We start from the raw sequence: 18,271 nt of genomic DNA, 5'->3' as shown, positions 1-18,271 counted from the left end.
AGGTGGCAGCATGAAAAGTACACTTTTGAATATGACGGCCGTCCTCTTCGGCATTACCCTCGTGGCTTCGGCGGGAGTGGGCTTCGTCAATATGATTACCGTCGAGCCGATTGCGGCGGCCAAAGAGGCTGCGACGCTGGCGGCTCTGAACGAGGTGCTCCCGGCGTTCGACGCGACGACGACCGAAGAGCTGACCATCGACGACATGCCGATTGTGGTCTATACGGCGACTTCGGCGGGCAGCGTGAGCGGTTATGCCGTGCAGTCGATGACCAAGCAGGGCTTCGGCGGCGTGATCCGCCTGATGGTGGGCTTCACCCCCGAGGGCGAGGTCGTGAACGTCAACGTGTTGGAGCAGACCGAGACCCCGGGCCTCGGAACCAAGATGGCTGACGAGGGCAACGTGTTGCTCACGAGCGTCAAGGGCCGGAAACTCGAATCGAAGAAACTCGTGAACGGCCGGCTGGCCGTTACCAAAGACGGCGGCGACGTGGATGCGCTGACCGCCGCGACGATCTCGTCGCGCGCCTATGTCGACGCGGTAAACCGCGCGTGGATGGCTTACAAGAGCGTGGCGACGGGTACGGATCCGGCCGATACGGCATCCGGCGCATCACAAACCAACGAGCCTGCGGCTCAGGAAGGAGGGCAAAATGAATAAGTTGCAGATTGTATTGAGCGGTATCGTCAAGAACAACCCGACGTTCGTGCTGGTGCTGGGCATGTGTCCCACGCTGGGAACGACGACCTCGGCCGGGAACGGCATGGGCATGGGACTGGCGACGATGGCCGTGCTGATCATGTCGAACCTCGTGATTTCGCTGATCAAGAACATCATTCCCGACAAGGTGCGTATTCCGGCGTTCATCGTCGTGATCGCCTCGTTCGTGACGATCATCCAGATGCTGATGCAGGCCTATGTCCCGGCATTGTACGGCGCGCTGGGCGTCTTCATCCCGCTGATCGTGGTGAACTGCATCATCCTGGGCCGTGCCGAAGCGTTCGCTTCGAAGAATACGCCGCTGGATTCGATCCTCGACGGCGTCGGTATCGGCCTGGGCTTCACGCTGGCGCTGACGGTCGTGGGCGCTGTGCGCGAAATCCTGGGCAGCGGCGCCATCTTCGGCGTCAACCTCGGCTTCACGGATGTCGCTCCGCTGATCTTCGTGCTGGCTCCGGGAGCATTCCTGGTGCTGGGTTACCTGATGGTATTGTTTAACAAATTAGCCAAGAAATAGTTATGGAGCTTTCCTATTTTGCAATCATCATCGGCGCCATCTTCGTTAACAACGTCGTACTGGCGCAGTTCCTCGGCATCTGCCCCTTCCTGGGCGTGTCGTCGAAAGTCGAGACCTCGATGGGTATGGGAGCCGCCGTAACCTTCGTGATGGCTATCGCCGCCCTCGTGGCATGGCTGATCCAGACGTATGTGCTCGTGCCGCTGGATATCGTTTACATGCAGACGATCGTCTTTATCCTCGTGATCGCTGCGCTGGTGCAGATGGTCGAGATCATGCTCAAGAAACTCTCGCCGTCGCTTTACCAGGCGCTGGGCATCTTCCTGCCGCTCATCACCACCAACTGCGCCGTGCTCGGCGTTGCGATCCTGATGATCCAGAAGGAGTTCAACCTGTTGCAGAGCGTTACCTATTCGGTGGCTACGGCCCTCGGTTTCGCCCTTGCGCTGGTGCTCTTCGCGGGTATCCGCGAACGCCTCGATTTCGAGGACGTACCCAAGGCGTTCAAGGGCATTCCCATTGCGCTGATCACGGCCGGGATTCTGGCCATGGCATTTATGGGATTCTCGGGCCTGGTCTGATTTTCGCTGATTGCGGCGTACCTGCCGCAGTCCTCCAATCCCCGGATGGGATGTACGGTAAGTACTTCTTGTCCGGGGTTTTTCACGGCGCATGGCGGCCGTTGTATGGACCGAAGACCGCAATACCGGGAATCAGGGTTTATTCCGCTTTTGGCGGTGTGTAAACGGGCAGCCGCCAGTTCTGCGAATGCAGGGCTGGCGGCTGTTCGTTTGTAAAGCGTGCTTTACCGGAGAGTCATCAAGGAGCTTCGGCTATCTCGATATTGTCGAGGAACCAGCGGTTGGCCGTAGCTGCGGGCCACTGCGTCTGGCGGAGCGTGATCTTGGTGTCTTTGGTGATCGGTATTCCGGTGAGATCGACTTCGGCCCTGATCCATGAAAGTTTCTGACCCTTTTCGAAGCCCGATTCGGGAATGTCGAATGTTACCTCATTGTCTCCGTTGGCGACGATGACGATCAGGTTGACGGGGTCGATCGTGCCCGAACCCTGGCGCATCGGACACCAGTCGAACGACATGATGGGTTTGGCTCCGGTCGGAACATTGTCGATTTTCGGAAGAACGATACCTGCCTGATACGACGTTTTGCCGAATTTAAGGTAGTTGTTCTGGAGATAGATACATTCGCCCTCGGTTTTGGTGGTGACGCGCAGTAATTCATACCCCTTTGTAAGAAGGGCGTCGAGGGCCGAAACTTCGTTGACAACCGGGGTTACGATCTGCGGGGCTGTTGCGCCGAGGTCGTCGGTCTCGACGGTCCGGCCTGCGTTGCCGGCTTTTGCCCACGGATCGAGCCACTCGAAATCTTCCGAGAAATAGATCACCTTGGCCACGCCTTTGTCTTCGATGTCGGTGACCATGATCCTGATTACGGGTTTGGCCAGTCCTGCGTAATAACCCTTGACATATACGATATGCCCGTTCAGTGCAGTGAGGTCCATGCTTGCGGGAGCATCCGTAATATTTACCGAATACGAAGCTCCGTCGACAACGATATTATTGCCGTTCAGCATGCCGCTTACCGCAATGTAAGTGCGCGTATCGGAGGTGTATTTGTCGATCTTGCTGGTTATGTCGTCCGCATCGGGGTAGGTCGCCGTTCCGGACGAGACGGTTTCCAGAATGTCGCATTCGACGAGGGCCAGGGACTGCGTATCGGTCGATTTGCTGCCCTTGAACGCGATTCGGTCTCCGACGCTCACGTTCTCCGTCGTCGAATTGTTGAGCACGTAGACGTTGCCGGTCTGCGTCGCATCGCTCGCGATAAAGCCTTTGGACGTAACGGCCATAACGATTGCTTCGGGAACAGAGAGGACCGTCTCGTTTTCCAGTTTGATGACTTCGCCGATCGTGTACTCTTTCACGTCCCTGTATTTGTCTCCGTCCTGGGTAATGAGCACCTCGGCCTGGCTCGCAAGGGTCCGTCCCTTGAAAACGATCTTCTCTTTCCGGGGGTTGTCCGGCGTTCCGCCGCGCAGGTTGTCGGTGACCGAAATCGTCACGTCCGTTACGCCGGTTCCCGAATCGGGCGTGACCGTCACCCAGTCGGGTGTTTCGGCCACCCAGTCGGCGTCGGCATAGACGGTGATGATCTTTTCCGACGCTCGTTGCGCTTCGAAATTCAATGTGCTGGCACTTGCCAGGACTGCCTCCGAGAGCTTGTCCTCATCCTTGTCGCAACTCCAGAAGGAGCATAGGACCGCCATAAGGATCGGGGCTGTCATATATTTCAGAAATCTCATAATCGTATAATTTTAAATAATTTTCGGCTTAGTGACTCAGTCCGTCGCTCCATCCCGGATTCTGCTCGAGGTTCGGGTTGAGTTCGCGCTCGGTGCTGGGGATCGGATAGAGATAGTCCCTTCCTTCGTTGAACTTGGTTCTCTCCACGGTCTTGTGGTAGAACATGTAACCCTTGCTGCTCTTTTCTTCCGTGAGGTAGATGTCCTTGTCCAATTCGTAAACCTGGACGCCTTCGCCCGCCGAGGGTTTGGCGCTTCCTTTGGGATAGAGGATCACGTCGGCTTTTCCATCGCCCGAGAGGTCGTACTCGCCGGGACCGGGGAAATAGATGCCTGTGATGGGCTGGTCGATGCAGTAACCGGCTTTCCAGCGCATCAGGTCGTTGTAGCGGAAGCCTTCTTCCAGCAACTCGATGGCGCGTTCGCGGCGGATCTCGAGAATCACGCCCTTGTTGGGGCCGGTCACGTTGGGATAGCCGTACTCTTCGGACGAAAGATACCAGTCGGGGTTTTTATTGGCTTCAACCATGTCGAGGTCCGGCATGCCGGCCCGGCTCCGGATCAGATTGATGGAGATGCGCAGGTCTTCCTGCGTGAGCGTTCCCGCCTCGGCCTTGGCCTCGGCGTAGTTGAGCAGCACTTCGGTGAAGCGGAAAACCGGCATGTCGCAGGTGCTCTTGTCTCCGCGGTCACCCTCGGGCGGACGCGCCTGGACGAATTTGACGAGCTGGTAACCGGTGTTGGCGACGCTGATGTCGGGAGCCTCGACCGTGGTCGATCCGATGCGCGTATATCCCGGTGTGCGGACACTCTGCGCCATGCGCGGGTCGCGGTTCTTCGTCTCTTCGAGGAACGTCATCTCCTGCCAGCCGGGCTGATCGGTGAATTTCTTACCGTCCTTCATCAGGTAGGCGTTGACCAGTTTGCGGGTCAGTCCCGGACGGCCCTGCGTCACCATGACGGCATATCCCGTCGCATTGTGGAAAATCTGGAGACCTGCATCGTTCTTGATGGCCAGCATATACTCGCCCTCATCGGCATCTTCCTTTGTGAACAGCGTCACGTAATCTGTTGCTGGATTCCCGGTTTTGAAGAGTTTGTAAGGGCTCTCGTCCATAATCTGCTTGGCTGTTTCCGCCGCCAGATCGAGGTAGTATTTGTAGTCGTGCCCTTCGAGGTTGATCCCGTGGTATTTGCGATAGGTTCCCTCGTAAAGGCAGAACCGGGCTTTCAGCGCCAGCGCCGTCCACTTGTTGACACGGTAGGGGGTCGCCTTCTCGCTCAGGCCGCCGCTGTTGACGGCGTCGTCGATGTCCTTGATCATGTTGGTCAGGACCAGTTCGCGCGAATCGCGTGCTTTGTAGAGTTCGGGATCGGCCGAGCCGAGTTCCTTGTCGTACCAGGGTACGTCGCCGAAGCGTTTTACCTTATCGAAATAGAAGAAGGCGCGGAAGAACCGCGTGATGGCGCTGTACTTGGTGACGGCAGCCGGGTCTTCGCAATATTCGGCGGCCATGGCCAGCAGGGTGTTCATGCGGCGCAGGTCTGTCCAGGTCCAACCGCCGCCCGTGGAGGGAACCGTGCGTTTGTTGCCTCCGATCATCTCGTTGGAGAGGTTGTACTGGACGAGCTGGTCGCTCTGTTCCTTGAAAGGTTCTTTGGCCAGCAGGTTGTTATAGAACGGGTTGCTGAACAGTTCGAGCGCCGTGGCATCCTTGAAATAGTCGTACTGCGAAATTTTGTCCAGCGGCTTCTTGTCCAGCCAGTCTTCGCATGCGGTCAGACCGGTTGTCAAGGCAAGGGCCAATATGATTAATCGTTTCATTGTGATCGTAGTATAAGGTTAGAAAGTTACATCGATACCGAACATGAATGTCCTGGGCCACGGATAATGAGCGTAGTTGTAGGCGTCGTTATCCCGGCTGAAAGCTGCCTCGGGGTCGATGTATTTGCTGTTTTTCTTGAGCGGCGACCAGTAGCAGAGGTTCTCGCCCGAGAAATAGATGCGGACCTGGTCGATGCCGGCTTTCTGGGTGATCTTCATGGGGATGGTGTAGCCTACGGTGAGGTTCTTCAGGCGCAGGTAGCGCAGATTCTGCAGGTAGCGGTCGTTGACCTTGGCCAGGTAGCCGCCCGTCGACGAATAGGCGCGTGCGCGCGGGAAATAGGAGTCGGTGTTGTCCTCGGCCCATACCTTGCCCAGGAAGTCTTTCGGCAGATAGGACAGGTAGGGATAGGAATAGCTTCCCCAGAAGCCCTGGGCGCGTCCGTGGGGATACCAGTAGTGGTTGCCCGTGCCCTGGAAGAAGACCGAAGCGTCGAAACCGCACCAGCGGATCGAGGCGTTGATGCCGTAGGAGAACGTGGGAAGCTCGTTGCCCAGGATCGTTTTGTCGCCCGACTTGCCGACCTTGTTTTCGCCGACATCCCAGATGTGGTTGCCGTCCAGGTCGACGAACTTCAGGTCGCCGGCCTGCCAGCCCCCGGTCAGACGGCCGCTGCTGTAACTCAGGTCGACCTCTTTGGCATAGGCCTGTGCCTCTTCGGTAGTCTTGAAGAATCCGTCGGTCTTGAAGCCCCAGATTTCGCCCAACTGCATGCCTACGTAATAGGGCTTGGAAAGCGATTTGTCGGGGTTGTCGTATTTGGTGATGACGCTCTTGTAATCGCTGATGTTGAATCCGACGCTGTATTCGAACGGTTTGCCGGCGAGTTGGAACTGGTCGCGCCAGCTGACGGTAAGCTCGTAGCCTTTCGTCCGCAGGTCGGCGGCGTTCATGTTGGGCGAGGCGGCTCCGTAGACGCCGGGCAGGGCGATTCCTGCGGTCAGCATGTCTTTCGTGTCGCGGATATAGACATCGCCCGTCAGATTGAGCCGGTTGTTGAACATCGCAACGTCGAGACCCAGGTCCCACTGCTGGGCGGTCTCCCACGTCAGGTCGGAAGCCACGGGCGCACCCAGCGAAGAGTATTTGCCCAGCGTACCGCCGTCGCCGAAGGTGTATCCTGCGAAATTATGCAGGGTGACCAGCCGCATGTAGGTGTAGTATACCTGATTATGGTTCGTGTCCCGTACGATCTGGTTGCCCAGGCTGCCGAACGATGCGCGCAGTTTGAGGTTGTCCACCACTTTCTTCGCATCCCCGAAGAAGGACTCTTCCGAAATACGCCAGCCCATCGATGCCGAGGGGTAAAAGCCCCAGCGGTAGCCTTGTTTGAAACGGGAGGTTCCGTCGTAGCGGCCGCTGACCTCGAAGAGGTAACGCCCTTTGTAGTCGTAGTTGATACGGCCGAAGAAGCCCATCAGGGCGTATTCGTTCTGGCCGCCGCCGACTCCGGTTATCGTCTGCTGGTCTTTGTTCATGCCTACGAGGTTCAGGTCGTCGAGATCCAGTGATTCGAGGTCCTGGCCCCATGCCGATACGTTCTTGCTGCCCCACTTCTCGTAGTTGAAACCGGCCATGCCCGACAAATGGTGTGCGTCGTTGAAGGTTTCCTCGTAGTTGGCGAAGACATTGGTCGCGTAGTAGTTGTAGGTTTTGACCGCTTCGTCGAGCTGGTTCATGCCGGCGCCCGTATCGTAGGCGAGCATCGGTCCGTCGGGATATTCCCGGTAGTTGAACGCCGAACTCCGGCTCGTATTGCGGTCCTGGTAGAAGCGGTAGGTGAAATCGCCTGTGATGCTCAGCGTTTTGAACGGCGAGATGACCAGGCGGGAGGTGTTGGTGAGGTCGCTCCGGCGCTCGACGTTGCGGTGCGTTCCTTCATTGAGCAGGATGTGGCGGCCGTTGGCGACCTTGTAGGAACTGCCCAAATACGGTGTGCCGTAGAGCCACGATCCGTCGGGGTTCTGCATGGGGAAGCAGGCGAAGGCGTTGCTGGCGCTGTAAGCGACCGTATTGTCGACGCTGCCGTCGCCGAGCGACTTGTAGTTCGAGGAGAAGAACGACGTGTTGTTGGAGAAGGTCGCCCACTTGTTGATCCTAAAATCGATCTTCGCACGCAGGTTATACTTGTTGTAGATGTCGGGGTGTGCGCGCTGCATGCCGGCCTGACGGTCGTAGGCGCCCGAAACGAGGTAGGTGATGTCCTTCGTGCCGCCGCTGAGCGATACGCTGTGCTGCTGCACGGGGCGCTTTTCGCGGTAGAGCATGTCCCACCAGTCGTAGTTACCGTAGTAGACCCACTGTTTGCGGCCGTTGCGCACCTCTTCGACGACCCACGGACGGTCGGGATGCTCCGTTTTGTCGTTCACGCGTGCCAGCAACTGCTGCATGTCGCGGTCGTTGTAATTGACGAAATTCTGACCGTTGTCGGCCTGCCAGAATTTGTTGACCGCGTAGACCGACCAGTAACCGCGGTTTTCGTAGTCGGTCGAGGTCGTGGCTTCTTCCCAGCCGAAACGGCCGCTGTAACGCACCGTTGCCTTGCCGTCCTTGGCCGAGCCGCTCTTGGTGGTGACCAGGATGACGCCGAATGCGGCGCGCGCACCGTAAACGGCTGCCGCCGATGCGTCCTTGATGATCGAGATGGAACCCACGTCGTTGGGGTTGAGGCGGTTCAGGTCGCCCTCGACTCCGTCGATCAGCACGAGCGGGTCGGCGGTGTTGATCGACGTTACACCGCGGATGTTGATTGCCGGCGTGCTGCCGGGCTTACCGCCCGAAGTGGTGACGTTCAGACCGGCTACGGAACCTTGCAGCATGTTGCCCAGGGAGTGGGCGACGCGGTTTTCGAGTTCCTTGCCGCCTACGGTTGCGACAGCGCCCGTGAGGTTGACCTTTTTCTGTGTGCCGTAACCGATGACGACCGCTTCGTCGAGCATAATGGCGTCTTCTTGCAAGTAGACGGTGATGTCGTTTTTGGACGGGGCGACCGTTACCTTTTGGGTAAGGTAGCCCAGGGAGGATACGGTCAGGACAATCTCCTTGGCCGAAACCTGAATGGAGAAACTGCCGTTTTCGGAGGTTGTGACGCCTTTGGTCGTACCATCGACCAGGACGGCTACTCCAACAAGAGGTTGTTGATTGGTATCGAGAACTTTCCCGGATACCACTCTGTTCTGGGCCGACAGGGATAGGATTCCTCCTCCCAACACCCAAAGCAGAGTTAGAACCAATGGTCTAAATACTCTCATAAGATCAGTGTTAGTTAGTTAAATAAAGGTTGGATTGGTATGTGACGATTGTCATTTACGTTTATAGGCGTCCGTGGAGAATGCTTTCGGCCGCTGCATGTTCTCGGTCCAGGTATTCCCGAATTCATCCTTGACGGTGATCGTCAGGTCGGTGTCGGCGTCGGGAGCCTTCACTTTGAAGAAATGCGTGAACTTTTCGGTGATGAACGACGGCGTCGATTTGAGGCTCGCGTTGTTGAACCTCGGCACGGAGAGCGCCGCTATATGGAGCGGATCGTAGGCCCAGACTTCCGAATAAGCCAGTTTGTTGTTGTTTTCATCGACGACATCGAGCGTCCAGTCCGAACTCCAGTTCCAGATATTGATCAGCACCTCGTTGTTGGTGTTTGCGGGGTAGGCGTCGACGTATTTCTTATACGCATTCTGGACCGAGGCCGGTGTGCTCGAGGGCATCAGCGGTACGTCGTCCATCGAGAAATGAACGTTGTTCAGGTCGTAACTGCGGAACTGGTAATCTTCGGGCCATCCGGTCGATTTGTAGAACCATTTGAAATCGGTTCCGGAGACATCCCAGACGGCATATCCTCCCGGAGTTCCGTCGAGGCTGACGTGGACGCCGGGCGTAAGGTGGCCCGACCACCACCAGGAGGCGCATACCGCGCCGGAGTTGTGTTCCCGGAAATTCCGCCCGCCCACGATCGAGGCTTCGGGCGTCACATTGAAGAGCATGTGGGTATGTCCCGTCACGAAATCGACCTTATACCCGTTGAGGATATTGAAAAGGTTTGCGGTGTTGGTCGCATCGTGGTCGATCCTGAATCCGGTAGTGGTCGGATAGAATACCTGCGCATGCATCACGATGACCAGGGGCGTCGCCTTGTCTACATACGACAGGTCTTTCGCAAGCCAGTCCAGTTGTTCGCTGGAGATGCGTTTCGAGTAGTTGCGCGAATCGGTTCCGTCGTAGTTGCTGCAGTCGATGTCGTCCATGACGATGTAATGGACCTGACCGATATTGAAGGAGTAATAAGTCGGGGCGATATTGTCCACGTATTTGACCGCCGCGGTGTAATCCGACGTGGTCTTGAAGTCGTTGTCATGGTTGCCCATGGTGTGGAATATCTGCAGGCCTTTGAGCTGTGCGTTGACGGCGCTCAGGTATTGGGGGAAATAGAAGTTGTTCGAATACCAGTAGAGGTCCCAGGTCATGTCGCCGAGCGTGATGGCATACATCTTCTCCCCGCTGTGGCGGGTCATGTAATCGCTCAGGTCGGACGTGAACTGGGCGAACTGCTGGCTGTCGCCCGTGCGGTTGGCCAGGTGCATGTCGCCGAGCATGAAGACCTTGTAGGTGTCCTGACCGGTTACTTTTTTGAGCGTGAAATCAGCTCTTTCGACGACTGTGGGACCGCTTTTCAGCGCGTAATGGAACCGGGGGAGGACTCCGTCGGACGGAACCTCATAGCCGCCCGGGACGGAAATGAAGACATAGCCCCATTTTTTAGCGGATTTGAGTTGGTAGATGCCGTTCTCGTCCGTCACGGTCACCTCATGGCCGTCGGATACCACGACATTCGGCACACCGCCTTCGGCCGATGAAACGATTCCGTAGACGGTGGAGCCCGGATCGGGCGTGAAACCTATGTCTTCGCCGATGTTTAGATAGGTTCTTCCGAACGATTTTTTCCGGGTGTCCCTTTTGATGAAGACCTTGTAATAACCGGTCTCGCACCCGTCGGATAGGCGTATGGTGAAGCTGTCGGAAGAAGTTTTAACGATGGGGCAGACGTAGGATATTCCTGCGTCCGACTCCAGCAGGAATGAATCAGTGGTTAGAGGCGATTTCCCCCCCCCTCCCTCGGTGATTACTTCAAAGGTGTATTCCCCGCCTTTAGCGACATCGATCGATGCCGGAAGTTTGAACTGTACGTCGAAATTGTCCGCAGGGGTTCCTTCGCCATCCTTACTGCCGCAGGCGACGAACAGCCAGGCCGCTGCGAGCGCCAGCAATAAATAAGTTATTCCATTTTTCATTTCATGTTCTCGTTTTAGATGTGATTCGGGTTGTCGTTTGAAAATTGGTTGCTAATATCGTGTCGATAATAGACCGGGCGGGATTCCGGAACGGTTCCAAGAGCCGGAAATCTTGCCCGCGGACCGGACGTGCGGCACGGCTCCGAGTGAGCGGCAGCCGTTTCGCGAGAACCTCGCTGCGGAGTTCCCGTATCCGGACCGGTTGTCCATCTGGTTGATTACCTTATTATATATGATCGCCATGCTGTTTGCGCCGGTATGGGTTTCTGTGCGAAAAACGTTTCAAATATAAATTAAATATGTTTCGAAAGTGTTTCGATTGTATTTCAAAATTAAACATTTTTATTGAAGATACAAATTAACGGGTACTTTTTTTTATTTGGTTTATTTTTTTTAGCCTTATATATTTATTTTTTTAAATATCGGGGCGGTTTGCGATCGAAGTCTGGCTGGCAGGTTTTTGTGGATAATGGTCGGATTGCAAGGTTGTATTGACAAATGAAGGCGGAGACGTATGCCGTGCGCCATCGGGGAAGGCGCCGCAACCCGGATACGGGGCGTATGGAAATCGGGGCGGTCCGGTTGCGGCCCGGGCGGAACGTTTCGGGGAACTGCGATCTTTTTGCGATTATTTTACCGGAACCCTTCGTTTGTTGCGTGCAAATAGTTATTTTTGCACTAATAATATAAAAAATCCGGTAACGAAAATGGAGAATACCATACGACTTCACGACAGAAATTTTAAAATCATGATACCCGCCGAGCAGATCGACCAGGCTGTCGAGGCTGTGGCACAGCGGATCAATGCCGACTATGCCGGTAAGGAGACCCCGCTCTTCCTGGGTATTCTCAACGGTTCGTTCATGTTCATGAGCGATCTGATCAAGAAGATCGAGTTTCAGAACGAACTCTCGTTCGTCAAACTGGCGTCATACGACGGGACCTGCTCGACGGGCTGTGTGAAGAGCCTGATCGGCCTGAACAATTCGATCGAGGGCCGTCACGTGATCATCGTCGAGGATATCGTGGATACGGGCGAGTCGATCGAGCACATGATCAAGGAGCTGGAGTCGCGCAACCCGGCGTCGATCGAGGTCTGCACGCTCTTCTTCAAGCCCGGATCGTACCGCAAGCAGTTGCCGATCAAGTACCGCGCCATGGAGATCGGCAACGAGTTCATCGTAGGTTACGGATTGGACTACGATCAGTTGGGCCGCAGCCTGAAGGATATTTACGTAGTGACCGAGTAATGGCAATCAAGACCGACCCCGCATTGCTCGACGGCGGGCGATTGTTGCCCCTGGTCGAGGATTTCTACACCATTCAGGGCGAAGGGTTTCACGCCGGAAAGCCTGCCTATTTCATTCGCCTCGGCGGATGCGACGTAGGCTGCCGCTGGTGCGATGCCAAGTATACGTGGAATCCGAAACTCTTTCCGCCGACCGACGTTGAGACGGTGATCGACCGGGCGACTTCGTGTCCGGCGCAGGCCATCGTCATTACGGGAGGCGAACCGCTGCTCTATCCGCTGGGCGTGCTCACGGAGACATTGCGGGAAAAGGGGTTGCAGATTTTCCTGGAAACATCGGGTTCGCACCCTTTCAGCGGTGTTTTTGACTGGGTGTGCCTCTCGCCGAAGCGTCAGCAGCCTCCGTTGGACGAGGCGTTCGGGCGGGCCGACGAATTGAAGGTGATCGTCGAATCGGAGGCCGATTTCGAATGGGCCGAACAGAATGCCGCCCGCGTGGGCGCAAAGTGCCTGCTGTTCCTGCAGCCCGAGTGGAGCGTTGCCGAGAAGGTGATGCCCGCGATGGTCGAGTATGCCAAGGCGCATCCCCGGTGGAACATTTCGATACAGACGCACAAGTATATGCATATACCGTAAATGAAAATTCAGTTCGGCCGCAGGTTCTGGATCGTCGCAACGGCGATCATCGTTGTCTTCACGGTTTTCGTCGTGGGGCGCAACGCCCTGCATGCCGTGAAGATCAAGCGCCAGATCAATGCCCTGACGCGCGAGCGGGCTTATTATGCCGAGAAGATCGCGCAGGACAGCACGCTGCTCGAACGACTGAAATACGACGATTATCTCGAAGAGTACGCCCGGGAAAACTATCACATGCAGGGACGCGACGAGCATGTGTATATCATTAAAGAATAGGCATATTTGATTGCCTCATACGGCCTAAAATACCTGCAGGACTTCAAAAATCCTGCAGGTATTTTTTTATATTAAGTGGATATATGGATTGTATTATTATAAAATAATATTTTATTATATTGTATTTTGTATATATTTTATGTAACTTCGTATTTGGGATTCTGCATCTTAAAATTCGAATAGATGAATATAAATAAAATTATTAACTGCGTTCTGGCGCTGTCCTTTGTATTTATGGGGTCTTGTCAAAAGGCGGAACAGTCCGATCTTCCCGGGAAAACGAAGATGCCGGAGCCGGAATTTATGACTTCCGATCCTAATCTCTCATCCGATGACGCTGTGAAAGTAGCGACACAATTCTATTCTGGTAAGATTGCGACCCGATCGGATGCCGGTATCACGGTTAAGAATGTGGTGACAATCACCGATGAATCGGGAGAGCCGGCGATTTATGCTGTAAACCTGCAGGACGGGTATGTTTTGGTTTCTGCAACCAAAACCTATTATCCGATTCTGGCTCAGGTCGATCATGGGACATACGTTCTCAATGCGGAAAAAACAGGGCAGGATGTCGTCATTCAGGAGATGGTGGAGAATATAAAGGCTGCCCGGGATTCGGTTTGTAATCTTAGTTGCAGGCCTTTCTGGCTTCCATATGAAGAGAGACACGCCCCGGAGAGGACAAGTACAAGGGTAAGAACGAGAGCAAGCGATGATTTCGAGTCAATGCAGCTTGAGTGGTATGATAAATGGTATAGGGACGGATGTAGAATTTATTATTTGCGCAGACAGCCGGAAGATTTGCCGGATGATGTTTATCAGCGATTCTGTACGAATGCCGCCGAACTGGATCCATGGATGGATACCGATTATAATTGCATGAACGATGTGGCGGTGATAACCGAAAAATTCTGTGAGTCAGTGAGTCAGAAAGGTCCGTTCGTTGACGCTAATTGGGGCCAAAAGGCTCCATATAATTCGGCTGTAAACGGAGACCGCCCGTTGGGATGTGTTACGATAGCGGTCGGTCAGTTGATGCGGTACTATAAGCGTCCTGCGTATTTCGGTTGGGACGATATGCCCTTTCGCGGTGGAAGTTCTGCGACATTATCGGCATTTCTGGCGCAACTAAGAAATAAACTGCATGTTGATAATGACGGCACAAGTAACATCGATGAAGCTAAAACCGTTTTGAGTTATTATGGATATAATTGTACAAAAGCGGCTCATAGTGCTGAAGCTGTATATGCTTCATTGCAGAAAAACATGCCGGTTTATACCCGTGGAGAAGATAAAGATGGCAATGGTCATGCCTGGGTTATAGACGGCAGTAGGAGTTCAACCGCATATACGGAGTATAAATTATATGTTCTGAATGATTGTGCTTATCCCCGATTCGAGTATATCGAATTGGATTCATGGAGGAACTATCATTTGAATAGTCTGGTGACTTTTCATATGAATTGGGGTTGGTGCGGCGGCGGAAATGGGTGGTTTCTGGACCAAAGAATCGTAGTCGATACGGATAAGGGGCCTGTAGATTATTACCGCCAGCGGAAAGATCTTATTATAAAATAATATTGATTATGAAAAAGCATATCGCCGTCTTGATTGTATTGTTTACAATTTTGAATTATTCCTGCAAAAAAGATATGGATGGAGGTTGGCAGATACATGGCGTTTATATTCTTCAAAACGACGAACTGGTGCCTGCTCATGGTCGCACGATCGGGATTCCTTCGGAAGCGGGTTCTGTCGAACTTCAACTGGTGGCACTGGAGATCGACCAGTGTTGGATATTAGCCGGATCCGATCATATTTCCGTGGAGCGTCTTACGGATTGTTCGTCGGAGGATGTGGTTGTCTATGATTCTCTCGCCCGTTCCGGTGATGGCCGGTATTGGAAAGTTCCGAGGTATGTTCAGACCATTCGGATAAGCGCCGACGCGAACAACGGCAAACGTAGCCGGACGATGAAGTTCCGGCTGGCAACGACGAACGAGATGCCGGAGTGTGCGGACGTGACCGTTCGCCAAAACGGGAAATAGGAGGGAAAGAAACAATCGAAGATTAATAGTGCGTGAACCCGTGCCAGTCCAATGGCTCGGGTTTTCCGTTGCGGAGCCATGTGAGGCCCGGAGCGGCGGTGATGCGTCCGATGGGGTAGAGGGGGGCGCCGAACCGGGCGCTGAACTCCGCGGCGAGGCGGTCGGCGGCTTCGGGGGCCGCGGTGAGCAGGAGTTTGTAGTCTTCGCCTCCGCAGGCGGCCATGCGGACATCGGCCCCGGGGGCAACGGGAATGCGGTCGGTGTCGACCTCTGCGCCGGTGGCCGAACGGTCGAGGATGTGCTTCAGGTCGGAGGCCAGCCCGTCCGAAAGGTCCATCATGGCGCGTACTTCGGGGCGGCTGCCGAGCCAGATGCCTTCGGCTACCTGCGGCAGCGGGTTGCGGTGTACTGCGGCGGCAGGGGTGTCGCAGCGTCCCGCGAGGATGTCCTGCAAACCGGCGCCCGAGGCGCCGAGTTCCCCGGCGGTGAAGATTACATCCCCGGGGCGGGCGTCGCTGCGGCGTTTGAGGTGTGCATCGTCGGCGCGGCCGATGGCAGTGACGTTGATCGTGACGCCCGATAGCGAACGGGTCGTGTCGCCTCCTACGAGCGCTACGCCGAATTGTTCGGACAGTTCGCGGTAGCCGAGCATGAACGCTTCGGCCCACGTGTCGGCGGCATCGGCCGGAAGGGCGATCGAGAGCAGTGTCGCCACGGGGCGGGCTCCCATGGCGGCTACGTCGCTCAGGTTGACGGCGAGGGATTTGCGGCCCAGTTCGCGGGCCGGGGTCGCATCGCGCAGGAAATGGACTCCCTCGGCCAGCAGGTCGGCCGTGAAGACGAGCGATTCGCCGTTGCCGATGGGCAGTACCGCGCAGTCGTCGCCGATGCCCTCGAACCCGTTGCCGGGAAGCGAGGCGAAAAGGCGCTGGATGCTGTCGATAAATCCGAATTCGGTCATGGTGCGTGTGTTTGGTAAGCAAAGGTATCAAAAAAAATCGGAATACCTGCGGCCGCGGAGCGCCGCACCGGCAAAGCCCGGATAAACCCGGGATTCCGCCCGGCCTGCACGATCTTTGGCTGTGCTCCGGGAATGCTCAAATAAATTTGGCAGTGCGCCCGGCTTGCACTATCTTTACGGCAAAATAAACTGTCGTTTAGATAGGCGGCGGCTCGGAAGTGTTCAAATAAATTTGGCACTCCTCTCACCTTGCACTATCTTTGTCTTCTGATTCGGGGCCGGGGCCCTGTAAGGACGAAAAGTAAACCAAAAAAGTATGAAGATATTGATTCTCAACGGCCCGAACCTCAATTTGCAAGGGCGGCGCGACACCGGGGTCTACGGCTCGCAGACTTTCGAATCGTTTTTCGAAACATTGAAGGCGCATTATCCGTCGGTGGAATTCGGCTATTTCCAGTCGAATCACGAGGGTGAACTCATCGACGCCGTGCAGCAGGCCGACGGCCGCTACGACGGTGTGGTGCTCAACGCGGGCGGCTATACGCACACTTCGGTGGCGCTGCGCGACGCCGTGTCGGCCGTGTCGGTCCCGGTCGTCGAAGTGCACATCTCGTCGATCCTGGCCCGTGAGGAGTTCCGCCACACGTCGCTGCTGGCTCCCGTGGCCAAAGGCTCGATCATGGGATTCGGGCTGAACTCCTACCGGCTGGGAGTGGAAGCGTTGCTCCTGATTTGTGAAAAATAGCCGCACACGGGCCGGAAAACCGGCCGCATGGCGATAAAGTCCCTGCCTTAGGCGGGGATTTAAAGCTGGGTCAAACTCGTAAATGCGGCAGGAGGCCGGTTGGCTGCCTGCTAACAAAAACATAAAAAATAAACAGCTCTCTTTCTATGTACAGAATGAAAAGAACCAAGATTGTAGCTACGATGTCGGATTTCCGCTGCACCGAGGAGTTCGTAAAGCAACTTTTCGACGCAGGTATGGATGTAGTGCGCGTCAATTCGGCGCACGTCACCGAGGACGGGGCTACGCATATCGTGGAAACGGTACACCGGGTCAACCCGGCCATTCCGATTATGATCGACACCAAAGGCCCCGAAATCCGCGTCACGACGATTGCCGACGAATACGGTAACAGCATCAATTTCCGCGCGGGCGACCGTGTGGCCGTGCGCGGCTCGGACGGTTCGGACTTCACGACCCGCAAGGTGGTCTATATGAACGTCCCTTCGATCGTGAAGGACATCCCCGTAGGATCGCGGATGCTGATCGCCGACGGTGAGCTGGAGATTCGCGTCATGGGCAAGACCGACAAGGAGCTGGATTGCGAATTCGTCGTGGGCGGCGCCATGCGCTCGCGCAAGAGCGTCAACGTGCCGGGCGTATCGATCGCCCTGCCCTCGGTGACCGAAAAGGACCGCCGCTTTATCGAATGGGCCGTGAAGAACGATGTCGATTTCATCGCCCACTCGTTCGTGCGTTCGGCCCGCGATATCAAAGCCGTGCAGGATATCCTCGACGCCCACGGCAGCAATATCAAGATCATTTCGAAGATCGAAAACCAGGAGGGACTCGACAATATCGACGAGATCATCGAGGCTTCGTACGGCATCATGGTCGCCCGAGGCGACCTGGGTGTGGAGCTCCCGGCCGAGGCGATTCCCAACACGCAGCGCCGCATCGTCGAGAAGTGCATCCGCGCCAAGCGTCCTGTGATCATCGCCACGCAGATGCTCTATTCGATGGTCAAGTCGCCGCGCCCGACGCGTGCCGAGGTGAGCGACGTGGCCAGCGCCATCTACGAGCGTGTGGACGCCGTGATGCTGAGCGACGAGACCGCTATGGGCGACTTCCCTGTAGAATCGGTGGAGACGATGGCCCGTATCGCCCGTGAGATCGAGCGCGACGAGGCTCATTTCAAGCCCATGATCGACATGGACATGGTCTCGGTGAACCACGAAATCACGGCGCAGTTGGCCCGCTCGGCCGTACGCGCATCGACGAACCTGCCGATCAGATACGTGGTGCTCGATACCAAGACGGGGCGCACGGGCCGTTACCTGGCGGCGTTCCGCGGCCGCAAGACCGTGATGGCCGTCTGCTACCAACTGCATGCACAGCGCATCCTGGCCTTGTCGTACGGCGTCGTGCCGATTCTGCGCAACCAGCAGCTCGCCGACAAATATCACTTCCTGGTCGACGCGCTGGAGTTCCTCGACCAGTACCGCAAGCTCGACGACGAGGATTTAATGGCCATCGTGGGCGGCAGCTTCGGTCCCGACGGCGGCGCTTCGTATGTCGAGATCGCCAACGTGCGGAACATCCGCAAGCGCAACGAGGAGATCGCCGCGCAGCATAACTGTTAAGGT

The 18,271-nt window shown here is 55.9% G+C and carries 15 protein-coding genes; 10 read left to right on the top strand and 5 right to left on the bottom strand.

Going from position 1 to position 18,271, the window contains the following annotated elements; genetic code table 11:
• Positions 1 to 10 precede the first annotated feature (10 nt).
• The 3 genes from KG007_RS12000 to rsxA are packed head-to-tail and all read left to right on the top strand — an operon-like array spanning position 11 to position 1,819.
• Positions 11 to 661: an RnfABCDGE type electron transport complex subunit G gene (locus KG007_RS12000; protein WP_229095487.1), complete on the top strand. Its 651-nt coding sequence runs from the start codon at positions 11 to 13 to the stop codon at positions 659 to 661.
• Complete coding sequence (locus KG007_RS11995; RefSeq protein ID WP_195461391.1) at positions 654 to 1,238, top strand: RnfABCDGE type electron transport complex subunit E; 585 nt, start codon at positions 654 to 656, stop codon at positions 1,236 to 1,238. The genes KG007_RS12000 and KG007_RS11995 overlap by 8 nt, the downstream gene beginning before the upstream one ends.
• 2 nt (positions 1,239 to 1,240) lie before the next feature.
• Positions 1,241 to 1,819 (top strand): electron transport complex subunit RsxA, encoded by a 579-nt coding sequence (gene rsxA / locus KG007_RS11990; RefSeq protein ID WP_195461390.1) that lies wholly within the window; start codon positions 1,241 to 1,243, stop codon positions 1,817 to 1,819.
• Between the two features lie 238 nt (positions 1,820 to 2,057).
• Here rsxA and KG007_RS11985 read toward each other — a convergent pair whose 3' ends face one another.
• From KG007_RS11985 to KG007_RS11970, 4 genes are all read right to left on the bottom strand, one after another.
• Positions 2,058 to 3,560: a BACON domain-containing protein gene (locus KG007_RS11985; protein ID WP_195461389.1), complete on the bottom strand. Its 1,503-nt coding sequence runs from the start codon at positions 3,558 to 3,560 to the stop codon at positions 2,058 to 2,060.
• Between the two features lie 28 nt (positions 3,561 to 3,588).
• Positions 3,589 to 5,385 (bottom strand): RagB/SusD family nutrient uptake outer membrane protein, encoded by a 1,797-nt coding sequence (locus KG007_RS11980; RefSeq protein WP_213349098.1) that lies wholly within the window; start codon positions 5,383 to 5,385, stop codon positions 3,589 to 3,591.
• Positions 5,386 to 5,403: 18 nt separating this feature from the next.
• Positions 5,404 to 8,616: a SusC/RagA family TonB-linked outer membrane protein gene (locus KG007_RS11975; RefSeq protein WP_317194940.1), complete on the bottom strand. Its 3,213-nt coding sequence runs from the start codon at positions 8,614 to 8,616 to the stop codon at positions 5,404 to 5,406.
• Positions 8,617 to 8,748: 132 nt separating this feature from the next.
• Positions 8,749 to 10,731: a calcineurin-like phosphoesterase C-terminal domain-containing protein gene (locus KG007_RS11970; RefSeq protein WP_213349095.1), complete on the bottom strand. Its 1,983-nt coding sequence runs from the start codon at positions 10,729 to 10,731 to the stop codon at positions 8,749 to 8,751.
• A 707-nt stretch (positions 10,732 to 11,438) separates the two neighbouring features.
• On the opposite strand from KG007_RS11970, the gene hpt reads away from it, so the two are divergent.
• The 5 genes from hpt to KG007_RS11945 all read left to right on the top strand — a co-directional run bounded on the left by hpt (position 11,439) and on the right by KG007_RS11945 (position 14,940).
• Positions 11,439 to 11,981, top strand: coding sequence for a hypoxanthine phosphoribosyltransferase (gene hpt, locus KG007_RS11965; RefSeq protein WP_195461385.1), 543 nt, complete (start codon positions 11,439 to 11,441; stop codon positions 11,979 to 11,981).
• Positions 11,981 to 12,616 (top strand): 7-carboxy-7-deazaguanine synthase QueE, encoded by a 636-nt coding sequence (locus tag KG007_RS11960; RefSeq protein WP_195461384.1) that lies wholly within the window; start codon positions 11,981 to 11,983, stop codon positions 12,614 to 12,616. Before hpt ends, KG007_RS11960 begins: the two co-directional genes overlap by 1 nt.
• Positions 12,617 to 12,892, top strand: coding sequence for a septum formation initiator family protein (locus KG007_RS11955; protein WP_195461383.1), 276 nt, complete (start codon positions 12,617 to 12,619; stop codon positions 12,890 to 12,892). It begins immediately after the preceding gene.
• Between the two features lie 183 nt (positions 12,893 to 13,075).
• Complete coding sequence (locus tag KG007_RS11950) at positions 13,076 to 14,470, top strand: C10 family peptidase (RefSeq protein ID WP_213349092.1); 1,395 nt, start codon at positions 13,076 to 13,078, stop codon at positions 14,468 to 14,470.
• Between the two features lie 8 nt (positions 14,471 to 14,478).
• A complete protein-coding gene (locus KG007_RS11945; protein WP_213349089.1) occupies positions 14,479 to 14,940 on the top strand; it encodes a hypothetical protein in 462 nt (153 codons plus the stop codon).
• Between the two features lie 22 nt (positions 14,941 to 14,962).
• Here KG007_RS11945 and thiL read toward each other — a convergent pair whose 3' ends face one another.
• Positions 14,963 to 15,901, bottom strand: a complete 939-nt coding sequence (gene thiL, locus KG007_RS11940; RefSeq protein WP_213349087.1) for a thiamine-phosphate kinase — start codon at positions 15,899 to 15,901, stop codon at positions 14,963 to 14,965.
• A gap of 316 nt (positions 15,902 to 16,217) precedes the next feature.
• On the opposite strand from thiL, the gene aroQ reads away from it, so the two are divergent.
• Both aroQ and pyk read left to right on the top strand, forming a co-directional pair.
• Positions 16,218 to 16,646 (top strand): type II 3-dehydroquinate dehydratase, encoded by a 429-nt coding sequence (gene aroQ, locus KG007_RS11935; RefSeq protein WP_213349085.1) that lies wholly within the window; start codon positions 16,218 to 16,220, stop codon positions 16,644 to 16,646.
• A gap of 146 nt (positions 16,647 to 16,792) precedes the next feature.
• Complete coding sequence (gene pyk / locus KG007_RS11930) at positions 16,793 to 18,268, top strand: pyruvate kinase (protein WP_195461379.1); 1,476 nt, start codon at positions 16,793 to 16,795, stop codon at positions 18,266 to 18,268.
• The last annotated feature ends 3 nt before the right edge of the window (positions 18,269 to 18,271 follow it).

It is taken from the genome of Alistipes montrealensis (genome assembly GCF_018362775.1).
GTDB classification, from domain to species: Bacteria; Bacteroidota; Bacteroidia; order Bacteroidales; family Rikenellaceae; genus Alistipes; species Alistipes montrealensis.
The sequence above is the reverse complement of the archived record's forward strand: the minus strand, read 5'-3'. Positions and strand labels throughout refer to the sequence as shown.